The following is an 18,352-nucleotide window of genomic DNA, read 5'->3' on the forward strand; positions in this document are numbered from 1 at the left end:
CTACTTCACCATAAGCCTTTACGGTTTTAATGGCTAGAACCCCATTCTATTTCAGGTAAATAATTATAACTTTGTATTACTTACCGTGGCAAGTGTTACTCGACCGCTCCAATTTCCGTAAGCATCTGCTGCCTCAGCGATAATTTTAAGATTTCCGCTAGGTGCATCAGCTGAAATTACAAAATTACAAACCCATGTGCCATTTTTGACATCACCGCTTTGAAGCTGCGCTTGTAGTAAGACCCAATGTGTACTTTCTGATGTATCCCAAAGGCCACAATGAGAACCAGTGCCTCCTACTTTGGCAGGTGAAACACCGGTTGCATCGGAAACTTGAAACTGAACAGTCATGCTTTGCCCAGTTTTTGTGGTCAGTGATGAAACATAGGCAGAACCAATATTTATAGCAGGCGCCACTGAGTCAGCTGGAGCAAGGGTTGTAACTGTTAGTGGAGATGAAACTCTTGTTTGTCCCGCAGAATCAGTCGCAACAAGTACCACATTATAGGTAGTTGAACCTGATAACCCAGTGATATATGTTTGATTTGACCCCACTGGCATTGAACTAATAAGCGCTCCAGATGTGGTTAATGTTCGGACAGTCCAGGTAAAATTACTTGGAGCAGCTCCTAAATTTCCAAAATTAAATCCGTTCAAAACTATTTGATCTACATAATTAATCCCAATAGTTGTAGGTATCGGCAGTGAGGACAAAGTACTAACAGAGGCACCAGGCTTTATAAAGGTGCCCCCCACATTTACGAGAGAGCTGGTATTTCCGAGCAAATCTGTAGCAGCAATTTTCACAGTGTAATTTCCTGGATTGAAGGCACTATTTTGTAAATCAAAAGAAACCCTCCAAGCACCGCTCGTTGAGGTGCCAGAGACCCTTAGACAATTTGTGTTGGATGCAACGTCAATATTATTTGAGTTGTAAAGGACTGCCCGACAACTCGAAACACCTGAAACATCAACTAAATCAACATCAACTGTTGCAAAGCCGGTCAATGGACCGTATGAGATCGTTCCTGAACCAACCAGTGGAGCCTGCGTATCTGGATCTGCAGTTGGCATTGTGAAGTAAATGATCGTTGATTTAACTTCATATCCATCAGAAAGTCGCCTCAAGACAACATAACCGGTATGAGTTTTGCCTGAGTTGGCATTCACTTCAATACTTTTTGCAGACCCGTCAATACCTACTGCAGTCAGACTTGTCTGCCAGTAAATATAAAGTTGGGCAATCATTGTATTTGCATTAAATCCTGGGATACCTGGCAAAGTAACCTTAACTTTTGTTGAGGAGATCGGTGTAAATGTTGGAGCTACTGGAGTAGGAATACTCACCTGATTGGTAACTGTAAAATTGCCTAAATAAAACCAAGCAGATAAATTTCCGGCAGCATCACGTGCTTGCGCCTCAATGCGATAAGTGTCACCTGCTACAGGACCACTTGACGCTGTCGCAATATTTGCACGGTAGGCACCATCGGTTGTGCTACCGCTTTGAAATACACCATTCGTAGTTGATACGACTACATTCGAAGGATTAATTAACCGCACTGAGGTGCTATAAACACCAATATTATCTCGAGCAACAAATCTAACTGCGATCTCTGTCCCAGGATTTGCACTTGTTGGAATAATTTTTTCATAACCAGTGTATTGATATGAAGAATCTATAATGGTGGGCGTAACATTGTCGTTAGAAGACAAGCTATTGGTGGTAAATCTAAGATTCTCTGAAGTTCGACTAGTTCCAGTGCCGGTTCTAGGTGAGAGTGTGATATCTGCAAGGTATGTGGTATTTGCTGATAAACCCGCGCACTCATATGCCTGACCAGGAACAACCTCAATATTGCGACAGCTTGGTGCATTCATAAGATTAAGCACAGCTTTCATTGTGGTTGCGTTATAGCTTGAGATAAATGGAATACGAATCCGTACTGCAATTGAGGTTGTTGATGGGGTTTGCAAATCAACGGTTGGTGGATTAGGAAACGGCACCTGGATGACTGTCGCAGGGATTAGAAGGCTAGCTGCAGATGCTGTGGATCCAATGCTGTTTGTAATCATTACAACGCAAGTTAGATAAGAGTTACCTAATTGTGTGATATCACTACTACTTAATGTGTAATAACTATTTGTAGAGAGAACTTGGCCCTCAATAGCGCTTGAACCAGCTACAGAGGTTTTACCCCACTGATATGTGGTGGTAGTACTCCATGGGGTACTGGAATTGAGATTGCAATAGGCAGTTTTTCCAGCCTCGGCAGCTCCTGAGATACTGATACTTACATTTACAGCACTTGGCAGATTCTCAAAGCTGTTATAGCTAGAAGCAATTTTCATTGCCTCACCGCCAGAGTTACTTACTGTCACTTTACAAGCAAGTGGTTTTCCAGCCGCTTGTATCGCAATCTCTTTAGTAATTGAAATCTTTGTGCCAGATACTCCTTGAATCTGTGAGAAATAACCAGAGTTAGATGTGTAACCCCAATCTATTCTTGCTACCTCAACATCACCATAGGCGGAGTAGGAGCAGCTTGCGGTATTGCCAACAGAGAGTGAATAGGCACTTACCGATACATTACTAAGTGATGGTGGTGCTGGTGTAGTTATGAATTTACTGCTGGTGAAGTGGGCTTCAAACCCATCTCTAACACCTGTCACCTGACAGATTAGATAGCGACCATTTTCATCTTTTAGGATGGATGAGTCAAAGGTAATTGAAGAGCCAGATCCAATCTGCCTGCCATTAACCGGCACAGATGGTGCTGAAGTGGCTGCTGTAAACCAAGTAACCCGCTCACTATCAACTGGTGTTCGCCAATTCCATCCTTCACATCTAGCTGTCATACCCGTTTTAAGGGTATAGCCAGTTCCAATACCTGAAATTATTGGCGCAGAGGCCAAAGTGGCACTACCAGTTATTGATGTTCTTAACACTCTTCGCACACTGGCAGCTGTCGAGGAGACTATTACCTCACATCGAAACTCTGAGCCTCCGTCGGTGGGCAAAACAGTCACTTCATTTTTGGTTGATCCAACTAATCTTGCCGGTGATGTCCAGGCAGTTTGAATTGCAACCGCATTTTTCCAAACTCCAGGTGAGCACTTAATAACATTTCCTGGCCTGGCTAGACCAGTGAGATCTGGCTCAGTTGTGGCGATAGGTGCAGTCCGATTAACTACCACCGATTGTGCCTCAACCTCTTTAATGCCTTTACGGATATCTTTTTCATAATAACTAACTCGAGTAAATACACTTGGTTTATTTGGTGAGCAATTTCTTGCCCCCCAACTAGTTACACCAACAATTACATTTATACCATTTATATTGGAAAGCAAAGGTCCACCTGAGTCACCATTACAAGCACCAGACCAAACATTCTCAGAAGGTATTTTTCTACCAGCTGCCAACATAGTGGCTGGATTAAAAGATTTTCCAAATGTTTTAACAGCTAGCCCATCTTGCAATGAGAGATTTGAGGTCCTAAGTAGATCAGCTAGATTTTCATCTTGATCTAAGCCCCATCCAAAAATTGTTAACCTACTAAATTTATTAACAGATTTAGCAGTTACTGAGCTGGCTAAAGTCGGGAATGCAATATCTTCAAATCTTTCCTCTAGTTTGAGCAAACCAATATCATTTGCATAAGTCTTAGAGCTATATCTTGGACTGGTCCATACGCCACTGACTGCAGTAAAATTAGTATTGTCGTTTAAGGCATCAGCTCCTACTTTGACAAAGTAAGGAGTGGTGAGAGTTACGCAGTGCGCTGCGGTTAATACAACTTGTGGACCAATCAAGGTTCCAGTACAGATAAACTCAGCATCTTTATAATCATTACTTTTTTCCGATGTCCAGATCGAAACTACATATGGAGCATTACTTTTTGGATCAACCACCAGCGAGCCATTAGTCACTGCTTGTGCAATTGGCGTCAATACTGAGCTTGCAATAACCAAGCCAAGCACAAATGAAAGTCCTCTATACAGATAAGAGTTACTAATCATCATGGGCAGCATGCTCCTTTAAAGCAATTATAGATATCAATAGATTAGACGCCGAACTGCTTTTTTGGTTCCCAATTCACCCGTTTTCTTTTCAGGGGCCAAAATCACCCCTTGAATAAGTCAAAAATATCGATGGAACCATTGACAGCTTTGATCCGTCTTATATGTATCTGGGCCAGAACTGGCTCGGGCAAGAAAATTAGAAGGAGTAAATTGTGAAGAAATTATTAGCAGTAGCTTTAACCGTTGCTTTGGGGAGCTTTGTATTAACCCCGGTAGCTAACGCCCTAGGCACACCAAAACCACAACCAGTCATTACTTGGTCTTGGGAGGATGGCGCAGATAAGGGCCACCGTGATTTTTCTGAAGATGATTACGACATTGCTTCAGATATGCCAAGTTTGCAAGTAACAGTGACCCCAGCAGGTACTGGTCGCAGAGTTATCCTAGAAACCTATGATGTTTACTTACAAACCTGGTCAGAGGAGTTGGCAACAAGAACCTCTGCTGTAGGTGTGGCTCTGTTCCAAGTTAGTCCTTACTGCACAGATGAGTTTGGTTCTGCTCCAGCATGGTGTGATCACGACAAGACTTATCGCATTAGAGTCTTAAAATCTGGCACACAAAAGACTGTTTCATCCAAGCCATTTGTAGTTTCATTTATCTCCTCAGAAGAGGGAACCTTCTAAATCCAGCTTGGATAAGTAACGATAAGTAATAAGTAGAGCCCCCGTAAACCCTTCCGCGGGGGCTCTTTTATTTACCTTGCCACTACCCTTAACCCATACCAGCTGGGGGTGTGTCTTTTGAATTACGAGGGTTTAACTGAGGAAGAGCTGATGAAGCGCTACCAAGGTGGGGATTTAGATGCCCTTGGTGCCATGGCCATATTATTACTGCCCAAATTAGCAGCGATTGCTCGAGGTAGATTCTCTGATAAAAACCTAGCAGATGAAGCGTTGCAAGAGTTTTGGATTAAAATAATCAATAAGGCAGACTCCTTTAAACATGACTCTAAGGTATTGACCTGGGCTTATCAGATTGTGAACAACACTTATTTAGACCTAATCAGGCGGGAGAGTAAGCGGAGTTATTTATATGATGATATCTCCAACTTGGATGAGAGTGCAGCTAAAAAAAGTAGCTTTGCTGAAGCAACCACCAATGAGATCACAATTAAATCCGCCCTGCTAAAAATCCCTAAGGACCAGGCGGATGCGGTTGCCTTAGTGTGGTTGGACGGTTACTCAATTGAGGATTCTGCAAAACTTCTGGGGATCCCAGCTAATACTGTTAAAAGTCGCATCAGCCGGGGCAAAGCAGCGCTCGCTTTGCAGCTATCGGAGCTAGATCCAAGGATGGGGAACCAAAAACATGCTTAAGACGTCTAAATACATGGGGGTCACTAATGTCTGACAAAGATGATTTTGTAGAGGATCTATTCCGCGACCTGCCAAAGAGTAAGCCAATGAGTGAGCTTGAATTAAAGCGCCATGAAAAGATGATCTTGGCCAAAATTGAAGAGATGAAAATTGCTCAGGACAAAAAGCAAAACTCACTCTATGTAAGATTTCAAACTCAATTCCAACTAGCTGCTGGCTTTTTAGTTTTGGTGGGCGGCCTTGCCTTTGTGTTAAATCAGTCAGATTCCAATTCAAAGAGTGATCTTGAGATTGCAATTGCCAAACCAACTCCAACAGCTCAGAGTGAAACACCAAAACCTACTCAGAGTGAGCCAAATAATAATTCTTCTACAAAACCACTTGACTTAAATGATGGCAGTACTCAATTTGAGATTGACCAGTCACCAAGTAAGGAGTATTTGAATAACACTGGACTTGATTATTTAAATCAGATCGAGCAGATTCGATCTAAAATCAAGATCAGTGCTAAACCAATAGCACTCTCAGCAATTCCTGCTAGCTATGGAAAGTGTGCGATCGAACTAGGGGTCAACGCAAATCTAATTGCAGTAGACAAAGGCTTCTATGATGGTCAAGGAGTGTTGGCGTTTTTCTCTGGAAGCTCTAGATCAAGTATGAATATCTGGGTAGTATCTAAAAGTTGTGAAAAGATTGCCAACCCATAGGATGCAGATATGAGCAGCAGCATAAAATTTAAAGCAGCGGTTGTATCCACTTTACTAATTTTTGCAGGTGGCCTTTCAGGTTGTTCGCAATCAGATATTGATAATGCAACATCTGCGATAGAGGATTTTTCAGGCTTGGACCTTGAAACCCCTGGTGTAAGTATTGTTAAAAACGGTTCATTGAATGATTGTGCAAATGCAACATTAGGTGAGATGGCAGATGCTTTTATGGCCAACCCTGATTGGAGTGATTTCATCTCAAATTCTGGTGGAACAGTTGTTGAATTAAGTGGCGGCATTACCTATGACCAGATTCCAGTAACAGCATTGATCCAATTTGATGTCTTTGGCATAGAGTTTGAGGCCAACTATTTAAGTCTTAATGGTGTCGATCAAAATCAAGCGGTGCTCTTAGAGCTTCTAACATTGATGTGCGATGCTGTTTAGTAGCACCGTACCTTACAAATTAAATTCTAGATCTAATAATTTAGTGGTTATTTACTTTGAAGTTCTACCAATCTCAAGAACTTTTGGGGCTAACAAAAGAGACGGCATTTGGGGGAGAGTATTTTCTTAGATGAAAAGAAATTAAGGGGAGTCTTTATATTTCACCAATCATGCTTTTTGGAGTTTCTGCGCTCAGAAACTGGGCTTGTGGGGGGGCTTACCCCTGCACTACGCTTCAGGCAGAAGCAAAAGGGAGAAAATACTGTGCTTGATTTAAAGAAATTGATGACGGCTGTGACTATATTGGTTTTGTCTTTAACCGGAATGCCTCAAGCTCAAGCAGCCTATTTTACTTCATCTGAAAAGGTCATTTATTTTCTCGATGTTTCAAACTCCTCAGATAGTCAAAAACTCTGGACCTTACTTCGTGCATCATTGCTTGAGAAAATAGATGTTGCGTTGGGATTTCCCAAATTCAAAGGGATAGCAGAGCCATTTACGCCACCGACCGACCTGAGTATTTCTTTGATAAATGATAATTCACAATCTGCGCAAATTATTGAAATATTGTCTGTGAGAGATGCAGAGTTAATTTGGGAATTTATAATCAAAAAAGTTGGCGGTACCAATCCAACACCAGCTCGCCTTAAGGCTACATATGAAGACTTTTTTGGAGCCAAAGGAACTTACTCTGTGTTGGTGCGGGAATACGCTTTGGGAGATGAAGTTAAGTCAGTATCTGCCTCACAGTGCCAGAAAAGAGCAGAGGATCAGTTTAAAATGGGGAATTTTATGAAAAACGTATCGAAGGAGCTAAGAGCTGAAGCCGCAAAAGATACCTGCTCTATTGTTCTGAAATTAATTAATGGAATTAAGTCAGCAGATAAGTTATTTGAAAACTATAATTGTGACAACAAAGCTTGCTCAGATGTTGTGGGGGCAGTTAAACGCTCAGCAGCTGTGGCTGCTGATTTAGCCAGAAAATCAACTCCAAAATCACCTCAAAAACTTTGTATTGCGATAGCAAGTGACATGCTTAATGCTTACCCGGGCATGACCGCTAATTCTGTATGGAATACTGGAAACGCAGTTAAGAAGAGTGCAACGACGGCAGCGGCAGAAAGTTTGGGACGACAGGTAGCTGAAGAAGCGTCAATTAAGTTCTCTCAAAGAGTCCAACTTCGAGTTGAAGTTATTGGTCAAGGAGCAAGTTCGGGTTTTCCGCGCGAATTGACGGCAAAACTTGATAGCTATTGGCGTGGATTTTGGACTGCAGCCGGAATTAAAACAAGTGGGCAAAAGGCCTCACTTGATCAAGCATGCAAATAAATAACCAACAAATCGATCAACGAGGAGACAAATGAAAGACTTTTTCTCAAGCCATGGCCGAGCCTTACGGCGCGCGCGCAGAAAGGGCAAGTTTCACGGTAAATCTAATCACCCTCATGAGACTTGGGGTACTACTCCTGTTCCATACTTGGATAAATTACATGCTGCTTCCTCTAAGAAAATTCAGGAGCTTCAGTCTCAACTTCGTATTTACCAAGGCCAGTCCGTAACTCTCACCGATGAGGATCGCGCTAATAAATCAGCTCAAGCATATGAAATTACCCAGTTGGAAGCAGAGCGCTCAAACTATGAAGATCTGATCAAAAAGTTTTTAGAAGAAAAGCATGGCCTTGTAAATGAAAATCCAATTGGTAAAGCGGCCCGGACTAGAGTGGTCTCACTACCGCTTTACTGGGCAGCGATTAGCATGCTTGCGGTGGGTGAATTTCTTGTCACTAAGCCGGCTGTTGAAAAGATTCTTAACGATGCGGGTGTAAAGGGTTTCCTAATAACAGCTAGTTTTTCTTTCCTTAGTATTATTTGCGCTCACATCATTGGTCTAACCTTAAAAATGCAGGCGGATCGAGTCAATCCTCAACCGAGATGGCAAATATGGGGAATATCTGTATTGGCATTATTTGTTACCATTGTGATTTTGTTACTCTCTGCAGTACGAAGTGATTCTGTCCAAGCAGTTCCCTTCTCATTTGGCCTTTCAGTTACTGCATTTGGAACTCTTCTTTTCTTTGTGGTTCAAATGACATTTGTTTTAAGTGCTTCCGCTTTGTCTTACTTCAATCATGCTGAAGTTGAGGTGCAATTAGATAGAGCACGTCGTGGGGTCAAGCGAGCTACTAAAAAAATAAAAAGACTTACGAAGTCAAGAATGATTCCAGGACGAGGTGAGATGACTCCAGAAAAATTACGTATTCAAAAAGAGTCTCTTGTCGCTGCAATGTGGCAGTTAGAGGCAGAGTACAGAGAGCTATGTGCTGAGTATCGCGGTGCTAATTTACTAGCTCAAGCTGAAGCGGTGCCGGCGGAGGGTCATGGCTTAATAGAGCAAAAACTTAAGATTGAAAATGATCCTGACACAGAGAGTAAACTATGAAAATAAAAAGAAGTTTTGGTACCTCAACTCTTTTTGATCGCCTACCAACCTCGGCAATTATTGGTCTTTCTCTCGCTGGGCTATCTGCACTTATGATGTTTCTACAAGGTATGACAGGCATTCTTTCTATTTATAATTACTACTTCAATTTTCAGTATTATTCAGTTACGGGCTTGTCTCAGACTTGGCGGCCTGGTCTCTTCTGGACCATTATTAGTTTACTAACATTAATTGCAATCTACCGAGCTACAGGACCTAGACAGCTTGCTCGTATTAGTGTTATTTCAATAATGGGAGCTCAATTGCTGTATCACATTTTATATCCATGGAAAATTATTTTACCTAAATTTAGATCAGCTGCTGAGCCTGAGACAGTCTCGGATGAAGGATCATTTGAAGAACCTTTAATGGATGCTCCTGTTGATACGATAGCTTCATCCTCTTCTACCATGATCGATCCAAGCTCAATGCCATTGTGGCAATACATATTTTTAATATCGCTGTCATTAGCGCCAATCGGTTTTCTTCTTTCCCGGGCTTGCAATAGTTATTATTCAGGGAAATAGCTAATCGAGATACGCTGCTTTATTTCTTGCAAATCAAAAACACTGAACTAAACTAACCAAAGTCTTGTTCACAAGAACTTAGAAAATTAGATCGAGAGCAGCACTATTAACATTTGAGTGGAAGAAAATAAGCTTAAGACTCGTTGATTACCAGGGTTTTCACTAATATGTCTCTTAATGTTCGTTTATCTTTTGTAAAGTAGAAAACGATTTCAATCACATACCAAGTGATCAGGCCCAGGGTGCCTAGAACTCCAAAAGTAATTAAATCAAGAAGCCCTGCAGCAATGCCTAAACTTAAATAAACCAATAGCTCTCGAATCGCCATATGTCCCCAAGTAGCTCGCCTCTGGGTTTCAGCTGCATAAACTCGAATCTTAAGAATTTTCTTAGCTGGTGTTTGTCCTTCACCCCAGACGATCAAACTCCAAATAATCCACCCAATACCTAGAGTCACTAAAGCTAATGCAGCATCTAAAAAGAGTGCTCCCAAGCGATGCTGAAATGAGGCAAGATTCAAACTAGTGCCAGAGTTTGTCTCTATCGAATTACTTGGTGGATTAATTGTCATCGCCGGCATCCCACTCTCAGGTTAACAAATTTGTGTTTGGTAGGACAGGTACTTATAAAGAATGCCATCTAGTGCACCACTTTCAATTTTTCTGACTTTAAAGGCATCTATTTTTTCTGTCCAGCTCCAACCAATGTAAGCCCTAGAGCCATAGCCATCCAATGTGAGTAATCATAGATTAAATCTGGTAGCCAAATACCCAGCCAGTCGTAGTAAACATCAACGCCAGACTGACTCATTATAAAATCTAACATTCCCCATAAAAATAATAATGCACCAAAGCCTTGCATTTTAACCGACCTTCCCGTGTCTGATACAGATGACCTCAGCAAAATAAGGGCGCTTTGCCGTTGTATTTACGAATACAACAGTATATCTTTATTGTGAAAAGTAAATACTTTTCTTGGTGTAAGTATTAGCGAAGGAGCAAAAAGTGGAAATTTTCATCGTTGGACTCTGGGTCATTTGTGCATTTGTTGCTTATGGTCAAGCTAAGAAGAAGAACCTGAACGCGCCCATTTGGGCAGTTATCGGACTAGTCTTCGGTGTGTTTGGTGTTATTGCATCGATGATTGTGAAACCTAAATAGTTTCAGTTGATTTATCAAAGGTACTTCAAACCTTTCTAAAATAAATCCTGCAACCAATCAAAAGCTTCCCCACCTTCATCTAAAGACTCTTCCATCTGGTCCTTTACAAACTTATTTATATTTTTTGCCGCAATAAAAGCGGCGCTACTTGCAGCAGCAGCCTTTGTAGCGCCCTGAACGCCAGCTCCCTTACCTTGTGAGACCTTTTTTAGTACATCAAGGCCATCTTTGGCCCATTTGGCAAACCAGCCAGATCCTTCAGCAGATACTTCAACTAAGGTTTCAATCAAATCTTGCAACTCATCTTTCGTAAAGGAATTCTTTAAAACTCCAATTGCCGCAGTTGGATTGGATTTACATAGGTTAAAAATTGGATAAAAACGAGCCTCAATATGACCATGACTCTCAGCGGCTTCATTCCACAAATCTATTGCAATTTTTTCTTTACCACTAGCAAGGTATGCAAGGGCAACGTTGCTTTTTGAATTTGCAACTTGATAGTTGTAGTGATTCATAACGGTACTTTTATCACCTGAACTAACTAACCATAATTTATCAATTCTTGCTTTTTCAGCAGCTATCCAGGTAATCGCTTTTGGTAGGCACAGTTCATAATCTTTTATAGCGGTTTTTATTTCACCCTCAAGTACGTAATGCCAAAGTATTGTGGCAAGGGAATTTGGTTGACCACCGATTGCAGCTTCCCGGAGTAGCCTTAATCCTTCATCTTTCGAGCCAGATTTCAAAAGTTTAAAACCTTGGTCATTTTTGTGATTTTCTGGATTATCTAAAAGTTTCATGTAGCTCCCCGTATTTTCAGCCTTACCTATATCAAACCCGTTATCAAGGCGTTGCGCAAGGTATAAGTCACAATAAAAGGAAAGTTATTGATTTTGTGGGTAAAAAACTAAGTAACTGGACTATTTACCCTTACTGGTTTTACCTTGCGGAGTCTCTTTCTTAGTCGCATAGGCAAATATCGCAAGTCCAACAACTAAAGCACCGGCGCCTACTCCATAAGAAATAACATCATCGGCTCTATTAGAATCAACAAATACACCAACAAATACCACCGAAATAATCGCAACTACCACACCAATTAGCTTTGATTTTAAATCATCTAGATCATCCACCCTAAGCCAGGTGGGCACATCAATCTCCGCATCAATAAATAACTCATATATGCCATAACCAATTACTAAAAGTACTGTTCCCAGCAAGATGGCATCAATTGCAGTTAATACATCCACAATTGACTCTTTTAAGGTCAACTCATTTGAGATCGCCTGCATTACTACCATCACCATCTCAATGGAGCCTTGGGCCATCAAAAGCAGTGCACCTAAAATGGAGGCAAGGGCAGGAACTACTACGGCATACCTGGTCACGCTAAGTAATTTATTCATATGCTAATTGTAGTAGATGCTTAAGGAGTACCCCGGCACTGGCGGGTGAGAGGTTATTTCAGTGAGTCTGGGCAGAAATGGAAGAGTTGAGTATGATTACGCAGATATGATGAAAAAGCGAAAGTTACCTCTGAGCAAGAATTCTAACGTTCTTAGTTTTCTCATTCTATTTACTTTATTGGCTAGTGGATGTTCAAGTCAGTCACCTGCAGAAGACTCAGATGAATTCAAAATGAACCAGTATTACGACTGTATACAAAGATATATGAATAAAGGTATCTATTCATCAACTGAGATTGAAAATATATGTCGTGTGCTTCTTCCTTAGCCACCAAGGTTAGATCGTTGACTAATTCATGTACTACCTTAGAATTAATCTGTGAGTAATCGGGTGCTTGACCTATGAAGAAGATAATTGCGATTCTAACTCTTTCGCTACTACTCTCCGCCTGCGGGAAGTCTTCAGAGGAAGAATCAGGTTCAACTGATTTCGGTACTGATTACCAAAGCTGCGTCACGGAATTATTTGAAGCGCGTTTAGCAGGAGTTCTTGGTGCAACAGACGCCGAGATATACGAAGAGTGTCGATAGGAATACCCGTAAAAGAAGCCCTAGTTTTTAGAGTTGCTTTCTTAAGCAAATATTTAAAACCCTCTCATAATTAAAATGCTACTATTTTGAGATGAAAAAATCCTTTATCGTTTTGGCTTTTATGGCAGCCGTCTTACTCTCAGGATGTGGCAAGGAAAAAGGTGGAATGGCATGCGATTGGGTTGAAATTGACGGTGTAATGAAGGAAATATGCGTTTATAATGAAAACAAGAAAAATTGACTCTCACGAACTCTGGCTTTAAAATAAAAAGATGAGTAATAGTCAAATAATTGGAATCAGAGCCGCTTGTGTTATTTTAGGTTGGGTAATAGGCACTGTGCTCTTTGGTGCCGATGCAATATGGCTTTGGGGTATGAACAGTTATATATGGTGCGGATTTGCAGGTGGCTGCATAGGCGTACTACTCACAACACAAAAATAAGGGTTAATTAAGAGTCAACGCAAGTAGTGGTTTGAGCACTGCTCTTTAAACGGGAAACCGCATAACTCAGCAGGTTTTACCCAAAAGAGGATTGAGAGGCAGTCAAACCTTTTTTGCACCTCTTGAATTCAACTGAAGCGGAGCGTATGGTTCCAGTGAGTAGTCAAGATCTGATTATTCACTTGAAGAGAGAGACTAGATATGAAATGGAGATGCACAGAGTGTAGTCCGATGAAATTCACTGGGGTACTAAGATGTCCTCATGGTTACTTTTTTACCACATATATAGATAAAGTCCTCGAAGCGACAGCCCAACGCTTAATTGACGAAGCAGAAGGCAAGAAAAAAAACTGACTGATCTCGCTAAGGTTACGTGCCAATCTTTAATCACTCTCACACTTGGCCTTAGCAACTTAATTCCAAATAATACCGCCCTTGTCACTGTCAGTGATTAGGGCAGTATTACCCCATGAGTGAAAAAGCATGAGCAAAGAATTACAAATGAAGCAGATCATAAAACAGCTGCTCAAAACAGATCCTGCTTTTAAAGCGGTGGTCAAGGACTCACCCCTTTGTGATATCGGCTTATCAAAGCCTAAGTACTCCCACTTTGAAACCTTAACCCACTCAATTATCTCCCAGATGATCGCCACCAAAGCAGCTGCCACCATTAGTAATAGGTTAATTACCACCTGTAATAACAAGGTAGAGGCGAAGGTAATATTAAAACTTGGGCATAAAAAACTCCAAGCAGTTGGCTTATCAAATGCCAAGACATCTGCCATATTAGATCTAGCTGATCTCACCCAATCTAACGCCTTAAGCTTTGATCGGTTTAGTAAATTATCAAATGCAGAGATAGAAAAAGAGCTAATCCAGGTGAAGGGCATTGGCAGTTGGACTGCGCAGATGTTTTTAATCTTTCATCTTGGCAGATTAGATATCTGGCCCATCTTAGATCTTGGGGTTAGGCGTGGCTGGATGAGAATCCACAAGCTGCGCAGTGAGATCACCCCTGAGAAGCTAGCAACTCAGGGGCACAAGTTTGCTGGCTATGAAAGTGTGGTGGCTTGGTACTGCTGGAGGGTGGTGGATGGGTAGCTGTTCCTATGAAAATGGCATCCCTGCCACCATCAAAGCAATAAAGAGTGAGTTAAAAGAGGGAGAGGGAGATAAACCAAAGCTGGTGTTGCCGCCGCAGGTTAAGGGGATTGAAAATAAAAGTGACTAACACCAATTACGCTCAAGAATCAATTATTAAAAGTGACTAGAATTTCACTGTATGTATTGTGAACAATGTGGTAGCAATCTCGGCTCGCAAGCCAAATTCTGTTCTGCATGCGGTCAAATAGTTAGCACGGCATCAGATCTTCAAAATAAGTCCTCAATCCCAGAAGATAATGAAAAATTAAGCAAAGCTCCCGACTGGTATCGAAACGCTATTGGTTCAGATGAGAAAGCTAAAGCAAAATATAAAAAAGCACTTGAGGATGAGTTAAATAAATATCCAGAGCTTGATAGGGAACAGGTTATAAAGGAATCTGAGCAAGATTATGTTGATCTGCAATGGGATTACTTCAAGAAGTTATCGATACGAATTGGAATTGGCATTTTAGTTTTGATCATAGGCTCGGTTATTTACTTCTTGAATCCAGGACTTGGTAAAAATTCAGAAAATAGTAATCAATCACTTACTCAACAAGAGGTTAATGATCAACCTAAAGAGGTGAGTGCAAACTATGTTTGTCAAAATATTGGAGATATTGTAATTTCTTACCAAAACTTCATCACTAAGTGGCGTAATGTCAATAACAACATGACACTCAGTGATCTCAATGAGTATTCAGATCAAGCATCAAATGACTTAAGAGGAATTGCCGACGAGATATCTACCAAAGGTATTACATGGGATTCAGGCGCAGTGGTATCTGCGCTGATTATTAATACAGCTGATTACATAGAAGAGTTAGCTGCCTATACAAATAGAGGATTTTTCGCACCTGGCCGATATGTGAATGTAATTCTTAGTGATATCGACATCTCTGCTGGGGCGGTACTGAGCAGTGCTTGTGAATAGATTTATCAAGTAAGTAAAACAGGGAAGGAATCAGATAATGACTAGCAAAATTCAAACTCAACTTGTTGGCGCAGCTGGTGAACATTTAGTTTTATCTCGATTACTGAAACTTGGAATTCTTGCAGCACAAGCACCACAAGGGACACGTAAAGCGGACATCATTGTTCATCCACTTGATGGAGGCACACCTTGGTTAATCCAAGTTAAATCTCGACTTAAAGGTGCAAAGGATGGTGGGTGGAAATTAGATGACAAGCACATGACAGAAACTTCGGCCAACTTAATGTATTGCTTTGTTGACTTACAGTCCGTTCCTGAAAGAGTCTATGTGGTACCAGCGAAGAAAGTTGCTCAGGTTTTGATCGAGGCAGACAAAGCATGGATGAAAAAACCTATGCGAGACGGCACCAAGCGGACTAATAACATGTGGCGAATGATTAAACCAAAGTTTTTAGTAAACATTAAGGCTGCTCCTGATGGCTGGATGAAGAAATATCTTGAAAATTGGGATCAACTACAAAAGTAATTTAAGTCTTTCTAGATCCACCCTTTCCAAGTCCCAATATGTTTCTCCCACTTCATTTGTAGATCTTTAGTACCGCCATAATTTCTAAAGTTGATGATCTCAACCTCATATCCGCATTTGCAATGCGCCATACAAATAACTACCCCTTCAACCTCTGGATAGGTAAGTGAGAATTGATGTTTTCCATGTGATATTCCGGTAAGGATTATTGATCCCATTATTAACCTCCTGCTTCATCTGATGGTGTCTTTCATCATCAGCAGGTCCTCCTTTAGAACCACCGTGCGTAGTTAGGCGCGGTTGGTACTAAGCAAGCTAAAGGGCTTAACGCTTAGTTCTTGACCTATGAAAAGTATAGGGCTGGTGACTGTCAGTGATAACCGGCACAATAGGCCTATGAGAGAGTACTTAGAAAATTTAGCAGAAAACAACCAAACCGGATCTTCAAGTGCTGTGAATGAAATTCAAGAAATGAGAAATTGAAATGAGCAAATTAAGTTTGATTTGTCAGAAGTACACAATAGAAAAAGGTGGTAAATCGTATTCCTACTATTTGGGAGCAGGAGAAGCGTCAAGCTTAGAAAAAGTTGCCGTGGCACCAAGTTTTCAAGTTCAAACACCTCACCGGGAAATCGTTGATGAAATACTGAAACCACCTTCCACTCATTGGCAAAGGCCTTTAGATCAAGAGAAAGCAGATCAAATAACCTTAAGATTTGAAGATGACCAGGAAATAATGCCGAATCCAATTTTACTAGCGGTTAATCCTGACTCAAAAATTCAAGTACAACAATTTGTTACACCTGGCGGCGCAACAACATCTTTATATGAAGTGATTATTGATATACCTGAAAGTAGTACCAATCTGAGACCACTGTGGATTATTGACGGTCAGCACCGACTTGCAGGATTAGCAAAGACGAGAAAAGGAACAAATATCTTGCCATTTGTTCTTTTATATAGCGAGACAGGGTCTTATAGATCAGAGATACTTGCAAAAATTTTCGCTCAGGTTACAACACAAGCAACAGCTCTAGAATCCGTTCACAAAGCTTGGATGCAATTTGTTTTTGAATTAGAACCGTTTAAGAAAGACAGTCCTGATTGGCGAGCAATGCGAACAACGGCGTTGTTGTGTCAAGCACAGGCATACAATGGAAATACAAATCCATTTCACAATAGGATTGGATTTAATCCCAATCTTTGGGCAGACGATCCAGTACAAGGCGGATTTGCATTTGATGCTGAGGAATTGTATAAACTGATAAAGAAAAGTTTCTATGCAGCTGCAGGAAGTGATTCTTCAAATTTAAGTGAAGAAATAGTTGCAGAATCAATTGGATCCGCAGTTTATGCGCTGTCGAAAATACACAGCACGAATAAAAACTCGTCAGCATTTTTCGGTGACGGAAAGTCTCAGCAAAAATATTTTAAAGAAGGTTTTATAGCAGGGGTTTGTGCCTACTTAATCACAAATAAAGTGCCAAAAGATTGGGAAATGGTTCTAAAAGATCTTAATTTCGCCGAAACGGATTGGGATGTTGAATCTTGGGTTGTAACTACAAGTGGTGCAGCAGGTAATGCGAGTAAGAAAATTGCTTTTGATTGTTTCAGAGAAGTATTTAGTACCAAGGCTATCCCTAACGGAGCAAAAAATTTAGTTCAATATTTGAAGGGCGATGGTGGTTTTATAGTTCTTGAAACTTGGGAAGTTGATGCGATGGAAAATAAAATTGCAAAGTCGCATAATCAGTATCAAATTCCAGTACAGGGTTCAAGTCAAATTTCACAATCCATAGCCAAGAATGCAAGATTCATAAAGATTACTTCTCCTTGCAAGAATATAGGTTCAATTGAAATTAGAAATAAGAAAGCCCCTTACGATGCATCATATTTCTTGGATAAATTCAAAAAAGGTCGATTGATTAGAGATGCAGAACTAGAGAAACGAAAAGATTCGATTGACCTAGAACTTAAATTTGATCTTTATGGAGGCTTAAGTTACCTAAAGACATTAACATTAAAATTTTAATAATTTATAGTATTTCAAATGTTTGAAATTGGTGTTTTAGAAAAGAGATTTGAATACTCTTACCGGTATCTTAAATTTTTTGATGATTCTAATGACAAGAGTTGGATCGATAGTTTCTTAGAATTAGAATCAAATGAACAGTGGGGTTTACCAGAGTTATTAGTTTTGTTACACCCAAAATGGTATAAACAACTAGATATAAGTCTAGCAAGTAATGATCCACGTGGCCCAAAATCCTTTTCGTCTGGTCCAGTTGCTCAACCATGTGCTTCTGAAAAGTACTGGGGTTACAAGTGCCCAGTTAGCAATGCAATCATTCATACCGATCACATTTTCCCATGGAGTAGGGGAGGAGCTACGCACTTTCAAAATGCAACATATCTTTGCGATGAGCACAACATAATGAAATTTACTGATATACATACGATGCCTTGGGAGATATTGTTTGAACATAACAAGTGGGTGAGAAATTCATTAGAAATTTTGATAGCGTGCGCAAGGACTAAGTCAGAATTAAAGTTTTATTTCCCAGAAACTCAACTCAAAAGTAAGTAA

At 40.6% G+C, this 18,352-nt stretch carries 22 protein-coding genes; 16 read left to right on the forward strand and 6 right to left on the reverse strand.

Annotated features, from left to right (window positions below):
- Positions 1–63: 63 nt before the first annotated feature.
- Positions 64–4,023, reverse strand: coding sequence for a S1 family peptidase (locus B1s21160_RS02010; RefSeq protein ID WP_190276961.1), 3,960 nt, complete (start codon positions 4,021–4,023; stop codon positions 64–66).
- A gap of 212 nt (positions 4,024–4,235) precedes the next feature.
- On the opposite strand from B1s21160_RS02010, the gene B1s21160_RS02015 reads away from it, so the two are divergent.
- From B1s21160_RS02015 to B1s21160_RS02045, 7 genes are all read left to right on the forward strand, one after another.
- Complete coding sequence (locus B1s21160_RS02015; RefSeq protein WP_095672208.1) at positions 4,236–4,709, forward strand: hypothetical protein; 474 nt, start codon at positions 4,236–4,238, stop codon at positions 4,707–4,709.
- Between the two features lie 150 nt (positions 4,710–4,859).
- Entirely contained in the window at positions 4,860–5,402 is a 543-nt protein-coding gene (locus B1s21160_RS02020) for an RNA polymerase sigma factor (protein ID WP_150120960.1), read from the forward strand.
- Between the two features lie 26 nt (positions 5,403–5,428).
- The gene (locus B1s21160_RS02025) at positions 5,429–6,109 is read left to right on the forward strand and encodes a hypothetical protein (RefSeq protein WP_095672210.1); all 681 of its coding nucleotides are present in this window, start codon (positions 5,429–5,431) and stop codon (positions 6,107–6,109) included.
- Between the two features lie 9 nt (positions 6,110–6,118).
- A complete protein-coding gene (locus B1s21160_RS02030; protein WP_095672211.1) occupies positions 6,119–6,556 on the forward strand; it encodes a hypothetical protein in 438 nt (145 codons plus the stop codon).
- A 264-nt stretch (positions 6,557–6,820) separates the two neighbouring features.
- Positions 6,821–7,885: a hypothetical protein gene (locus B1s21160_RS02035; RefSeq protein WP_150120961.1), complete on the forward strand. Its 1,065-nt coding sequence runs from the start codon at positions 6,821–6,823 to the stop codon at positions 7,883–7,885.
- 31 nt (positions 7,886–7,916) lie between these two features.
- Positions 7,917–8,996: a hypothetical protein gene (locus tag B1s21160_RS02040; protein ID WP_095672213.1), complete on the forward strand. Its 1,080-nt coding sequence runs from the start codon at positions 7,917–7,919 to the stop codon at positions 8,994–8,996.
- Positions 8,993–9,562, forward strand: a complete 570-nt coding sequence (locus tag B1s21160_RS02045) for a hypothetical protein (RefSeq protein WP_095672214.1) — start codon at positions 8,993–8,995, stop codon at positions 9,560–9,562. The genes B1s21160_RS02040 and B1s21160_RS02045 overlap by 4 nt, the downstream gene beginning before the upstream one ends.
- Before the next feature lie 133 nt (positions 9,563–9,695).
- Here the strand turns inward: B1s21160_RS02045 and B1s21160_RS02050 are convergent, their stop codons facing one another.
- Both B1s21160_RS02050 and B1s21160_RS06475 read right to left on the reverse strand, forming a co-directional pair.
- A complete protein-coding gene (locus B1s21160_RS02050; RefSeq protein WP_190276962.1) occupies positions 9,696–10,133 on the reverse strand; it encodes an RDD family protein in 438 nt (145 codons plus the stop codon).
- Between the two features lie 107 nt (positions 10,134–10,240).
- Entirely contained in the window at positions 10,241–10,372 is a 132-nt protein-coding gene (locus B1s21160_RS06475; protein ID WP_257789496.1) for a hypothetical protein, read from the reverse strand.
- 194 nt (positions 10,373–10,566) lie between these two features.
- Here B1s21160_RS06475 and B1s21160_RS06330 point away from each other — a divergent pair, with 194 nt between their 5' ends.
- Positions 10,567–10,722 (forward strand): hypothetical protein, encoded by a 156-nt coding sequence (locus B1s21160_RS06330; RefSeq protein ID WP_190276963.1) that lies wholly within the window; start codon positions 10,567–10,569, stop codon positions 10,720–10,722.
- 35 nt (positions 10,723–10,757) lie between these two features.
- On the opposite strand, the gene B1s21160_RS02060 is transcribed toward B1s21160_RS06330, so the two are convergent.
- Both B1s21160_RS02060 and B1s21160_RS02065 read right to left on the reverse strand, forming a co-directional pair.
- Complete coding sequence (locus B1s21160_RS02060; protein WP_095672217.1) at positions 10,758–11,522, reverse strand: hypothetical protein; 765 nt, start codon at positions 11,520–11,522, stop codon at positions 10,758–10,760.
- Between the two features lie 120 nt (positions 11,523–11,642).
- The gene (locus B1s21160_RS02065) at positions 11,643–12,128 is read right to left on the reverse strand and encodes a YqhA family protein (protein WP_095672218.1); all 486 of its coding nucleotides are present in this window, start codon (positions 12,126–12,128) and stop codon (positions 11,643–11,645) included.
- Between the two features lie 402 nt (positions 12,129–12,530).
- Between B1s21160_RS02065 and B1s21160_RS06335 the strand changes: the two genes are divergently transcribed.
- From B1s21160_RS06335 to B1s21160_RS02090, 6 genes are all read left to right on the forward strand, one after another.
- Complete coding sequence (locus B1s21160_RS06335) at positions 12,531–12,719, forward strand: hypothetical protein (protein WP_095672220.1); 189 nt, start codon at positions 12,531–12,533, stop codon at positions 12,717–12,719.
- 91 nt (positions 12,720–12,810) lie between these two features.
- Complete coding sequence (locus B1s21160_RS06340; protein ID WP_190276964.1) at positions 12,811–12,960, forward strand: hypothetical protein; 150 nt, start codon at positions 12,811–12,813, stop codon at positions 12,958–12,960.
- Between the two features lie 685 nt (positions 12,961–13,645).
- Entirely contained in the window at positions 13,646–14,263 is a 618-nt protein-coding gene (locus B1s21160_RS02080) for a DNA-3-methyladenine glycosylase family protein (RefSeq protein WP_095672221.1), read from the forward strand.
- Entirely contained in the window at positions 14,256–14,393 is a 138-nt protein-coding gene (locus B1s21160_RS06345; RefSeq protein WP_190276965.1) for a hypothetical protein, read from the forward strand. The genes B1s21160_RS02080 and B1s21160_RS06345 overlap by 8 nt, the downstream gene beginning before the upstream one ends.
- A gap of 51 nt (positions 14,394–14,444) precedes the next feature.
- Positions 14,445–15,239: a zinc ribbon domain-containing protein gene (locus B1s21160_RS02085; RefSeq protein ID WP_095672222.1), complete on the forward strand. Its 795-nt coding sequence runs from the start codon at positions 14,445–14,447 to the stop codon at positions 15,237–15,239.
- Positions 15,240–15,276: 37 nt separating this feature from the next.
- Positions 15,277–15,765, forward strand: a complete 489-nt coding sequence (locus B1s21160_RS02090; protein ID WP_095672223.1) for a hypothetical protein — start codon at positions 15,277–15,279, stop codon at positions 15,763–15,765.
- Between the two features lie 11 nt (positions 15,766–15,776).
- Here B1s21160_RS02090 and B1s21160_RS02095 read toward each other — a convergent pair whose 3' ends face one another.
- Complete coding sequence (locus B1s21160_RS02095) at positions 15,777–15,983, reverse strand: hypothetical protein (RefSeq protein WP_095672224.1); 207 nt, start codon at positions 15,981–15,983, stop codon at positions 15,777–15,779.
- Between the two features lie 266 nt (positions 15,984–16,249).
- Between B1s21160_RS02095 and B1s21160_RS02100 the strand changes: the two genes are divergently transcribed.
- Positions 16,250–17,797 (forward strand): ParB N-terminal domain-containing protein, encoded by a 1,548-nt coding sequence (locus B1s21160_RS02100; RefSeq protein ID WP_095672225.1) that lies wholly within the window; start codon positions 16,250–16,252, stop codon positions 17,795–17,797.
- A gap of 18 nt (positions 17,798–17,815) precedes the next feature.
- Positions 17,816–18,352, forward strand: coding sequence for an HNH endonuclease (locus tag B1s21160_RS02105; RefSeq protein WP_095672226.1), 537 nt, complete (start codon positions 17,816–17,818; stop codon positions 18,350–18,352).

This window comes from Candidatus Nanopelagicus hibericus (genome assembly GCF_002288005.1).
In the GTDB taxonomy this organism is placed as follows: domain Bacteria; phylum Actinomycetota; class Actinomycetes; order Nanopelagicales; family Nanopelagicaceae; genus Nanopelagicus; species Nanopelagicus hibericus.

What these genes read in the sequence shown, in the direction of transcription:
- B1s21160_RS02090 (WP_095672223.1), top strand. Translation starts at nt 15,277, where the DNA reads ATGACTAGCAAAATTCAAACTCAACTTGTTGGCGCAGCTGGTGAACAT.
- B1s21160_RS02105 (WP_095672226.1), top strand. Translation starts at nt 17,816, where the DNA reads ATGTTTGAAATTGGTGTTTTAGAAAAGAGATTTGAATACTCTTACCGG.
- B1s21160_RS02100 (WP_095672225.1), top strand. Translation starts at nt 16,250, where the DNA reads ATGAGCAAATTAAGTTTGATTTGTCAGAAGTACACAATAGAAAAAGGT.
- B1s21160_RS06335 (WP_095672220.1), top strand. Translation starts at nt 12,531, where the DNA reads ATGAAGAAGATAATTGCGATTCTAACTCTTTCGCTACTACTCTCCGCC.
- B1s21160_RS02095 (WP_095672224.1), bottom strand. Translation starts at nt 15,983, where the DNA reads ATGGGATCAATAATCCTTACCGGAATATCACATGGAAAACATCAATTC.
- B1s21160_RS06345 (WP_190276965.1), top strand. Translation starts at nt 14,256, where the DNA reads ATGGGTAGCTGTTCCTATGAAAATGGCATCCCTGCCACCATCAAAGCA.
- B1s21160_RS02045 (WP_095672214.1), top strand. Translation starts at nt 8,993, where the DNA reads ATGAAAATAAAAAGAAGTTTTGGTACCTCAACTCTTTTTGATCGCCTA.
- B1s21160_RS02060 (WP_095672217.1), bottom strand. Translation starts at nt 11,522, where the DNA reads ATGAAACTTTTAGATAATCCAGAAAATCACAAAAATGACCAAGGTTTT.
- B1s21160_RS06340 (WP_190276964.1), top strand. Translation starts at nt 12,811, where the DNA reads ATGAAAAAATCCTTTATCGTTTTGGCTTTTATGGCAGCCGTCTTACTC.
- B1s21160_RS02020 (WP_150120960.1), top strand. Translation starts at nt 4,860, where the DNA reads ATGAAGCGCTACCAAGGTGGGGATTTAGATGCCCTTGGTGCCATGGCC.
- B1s21160_RS02065 (WP_095672218.1), bottom strand. Translation starts at nt 12,128, where the DNA reads ATGAATAAATTACTTAGCGTGACCAGGTATGCCGTAGTAGTTCCTGCC.
- B1s21160_RS02010 (WP_190276961.1), bottom strand. Translation starts at nt 4,023, where the DNA reads ATGATGATTAGTAACTCTTATCTGTATAGAGGACTTTCATTTGTGCTT.
- B1s21160_RS06475 (WP_257789496.1), bottom strand. Translation starts at nt 10,372, where the DNA reads ATGAGTCAGTCTGGCGTTGATGTTTACTACGACTGGCTGGGTATTTGG.
- B1s21160_RS02080 (WP_095672221.1), top strand. Translation starts at nt 13,646, where the DNA reads ATGAGCAAAGAATTACAAATGAAGCAGATCATAAAACAGCTGCTCAAA.
- B1s21160_RS02040 (WP_095672213.1), top strand. Translation starts at nt 7,917, where the DNA reads ATGAAAGACTTTTTCTCAAGCCATGGCCGAGCCTTACGGCGCGCGCGC.
- B1s21160_RS02025 (WP_095672210.1), top strand. Translation starts at nt 5,429, where the DNA reads ATGTCTGACAAAGATGATTTTGTAGAGGATCTATTCCGCGACCTGCCA.
- B1s21160_RS02085 (WP_095672222.1), top strand. Translation starts at nt 14,445, where the DNA reads ATGTATTGTGAACAATGTGGTAGCAATCTCGGCTCGCAAGCCAAATTC.
- B1s21160_RS02050 (WP_190276962.1), bottom strand. Translation starts at nt 10,133, where the DNA reads ATGACAATTAATCCACCAAGTAATTCGATAGAGACAAACTCTGGCACT.
- B1s21160_RS02030 (WP_095672211.1), top strand. Translation starts at nt 6,119, where the DNA reads ATGAGCAGCAGCATAAAATTTAAAGCAGCGGTTGTATCCACTTTACTA.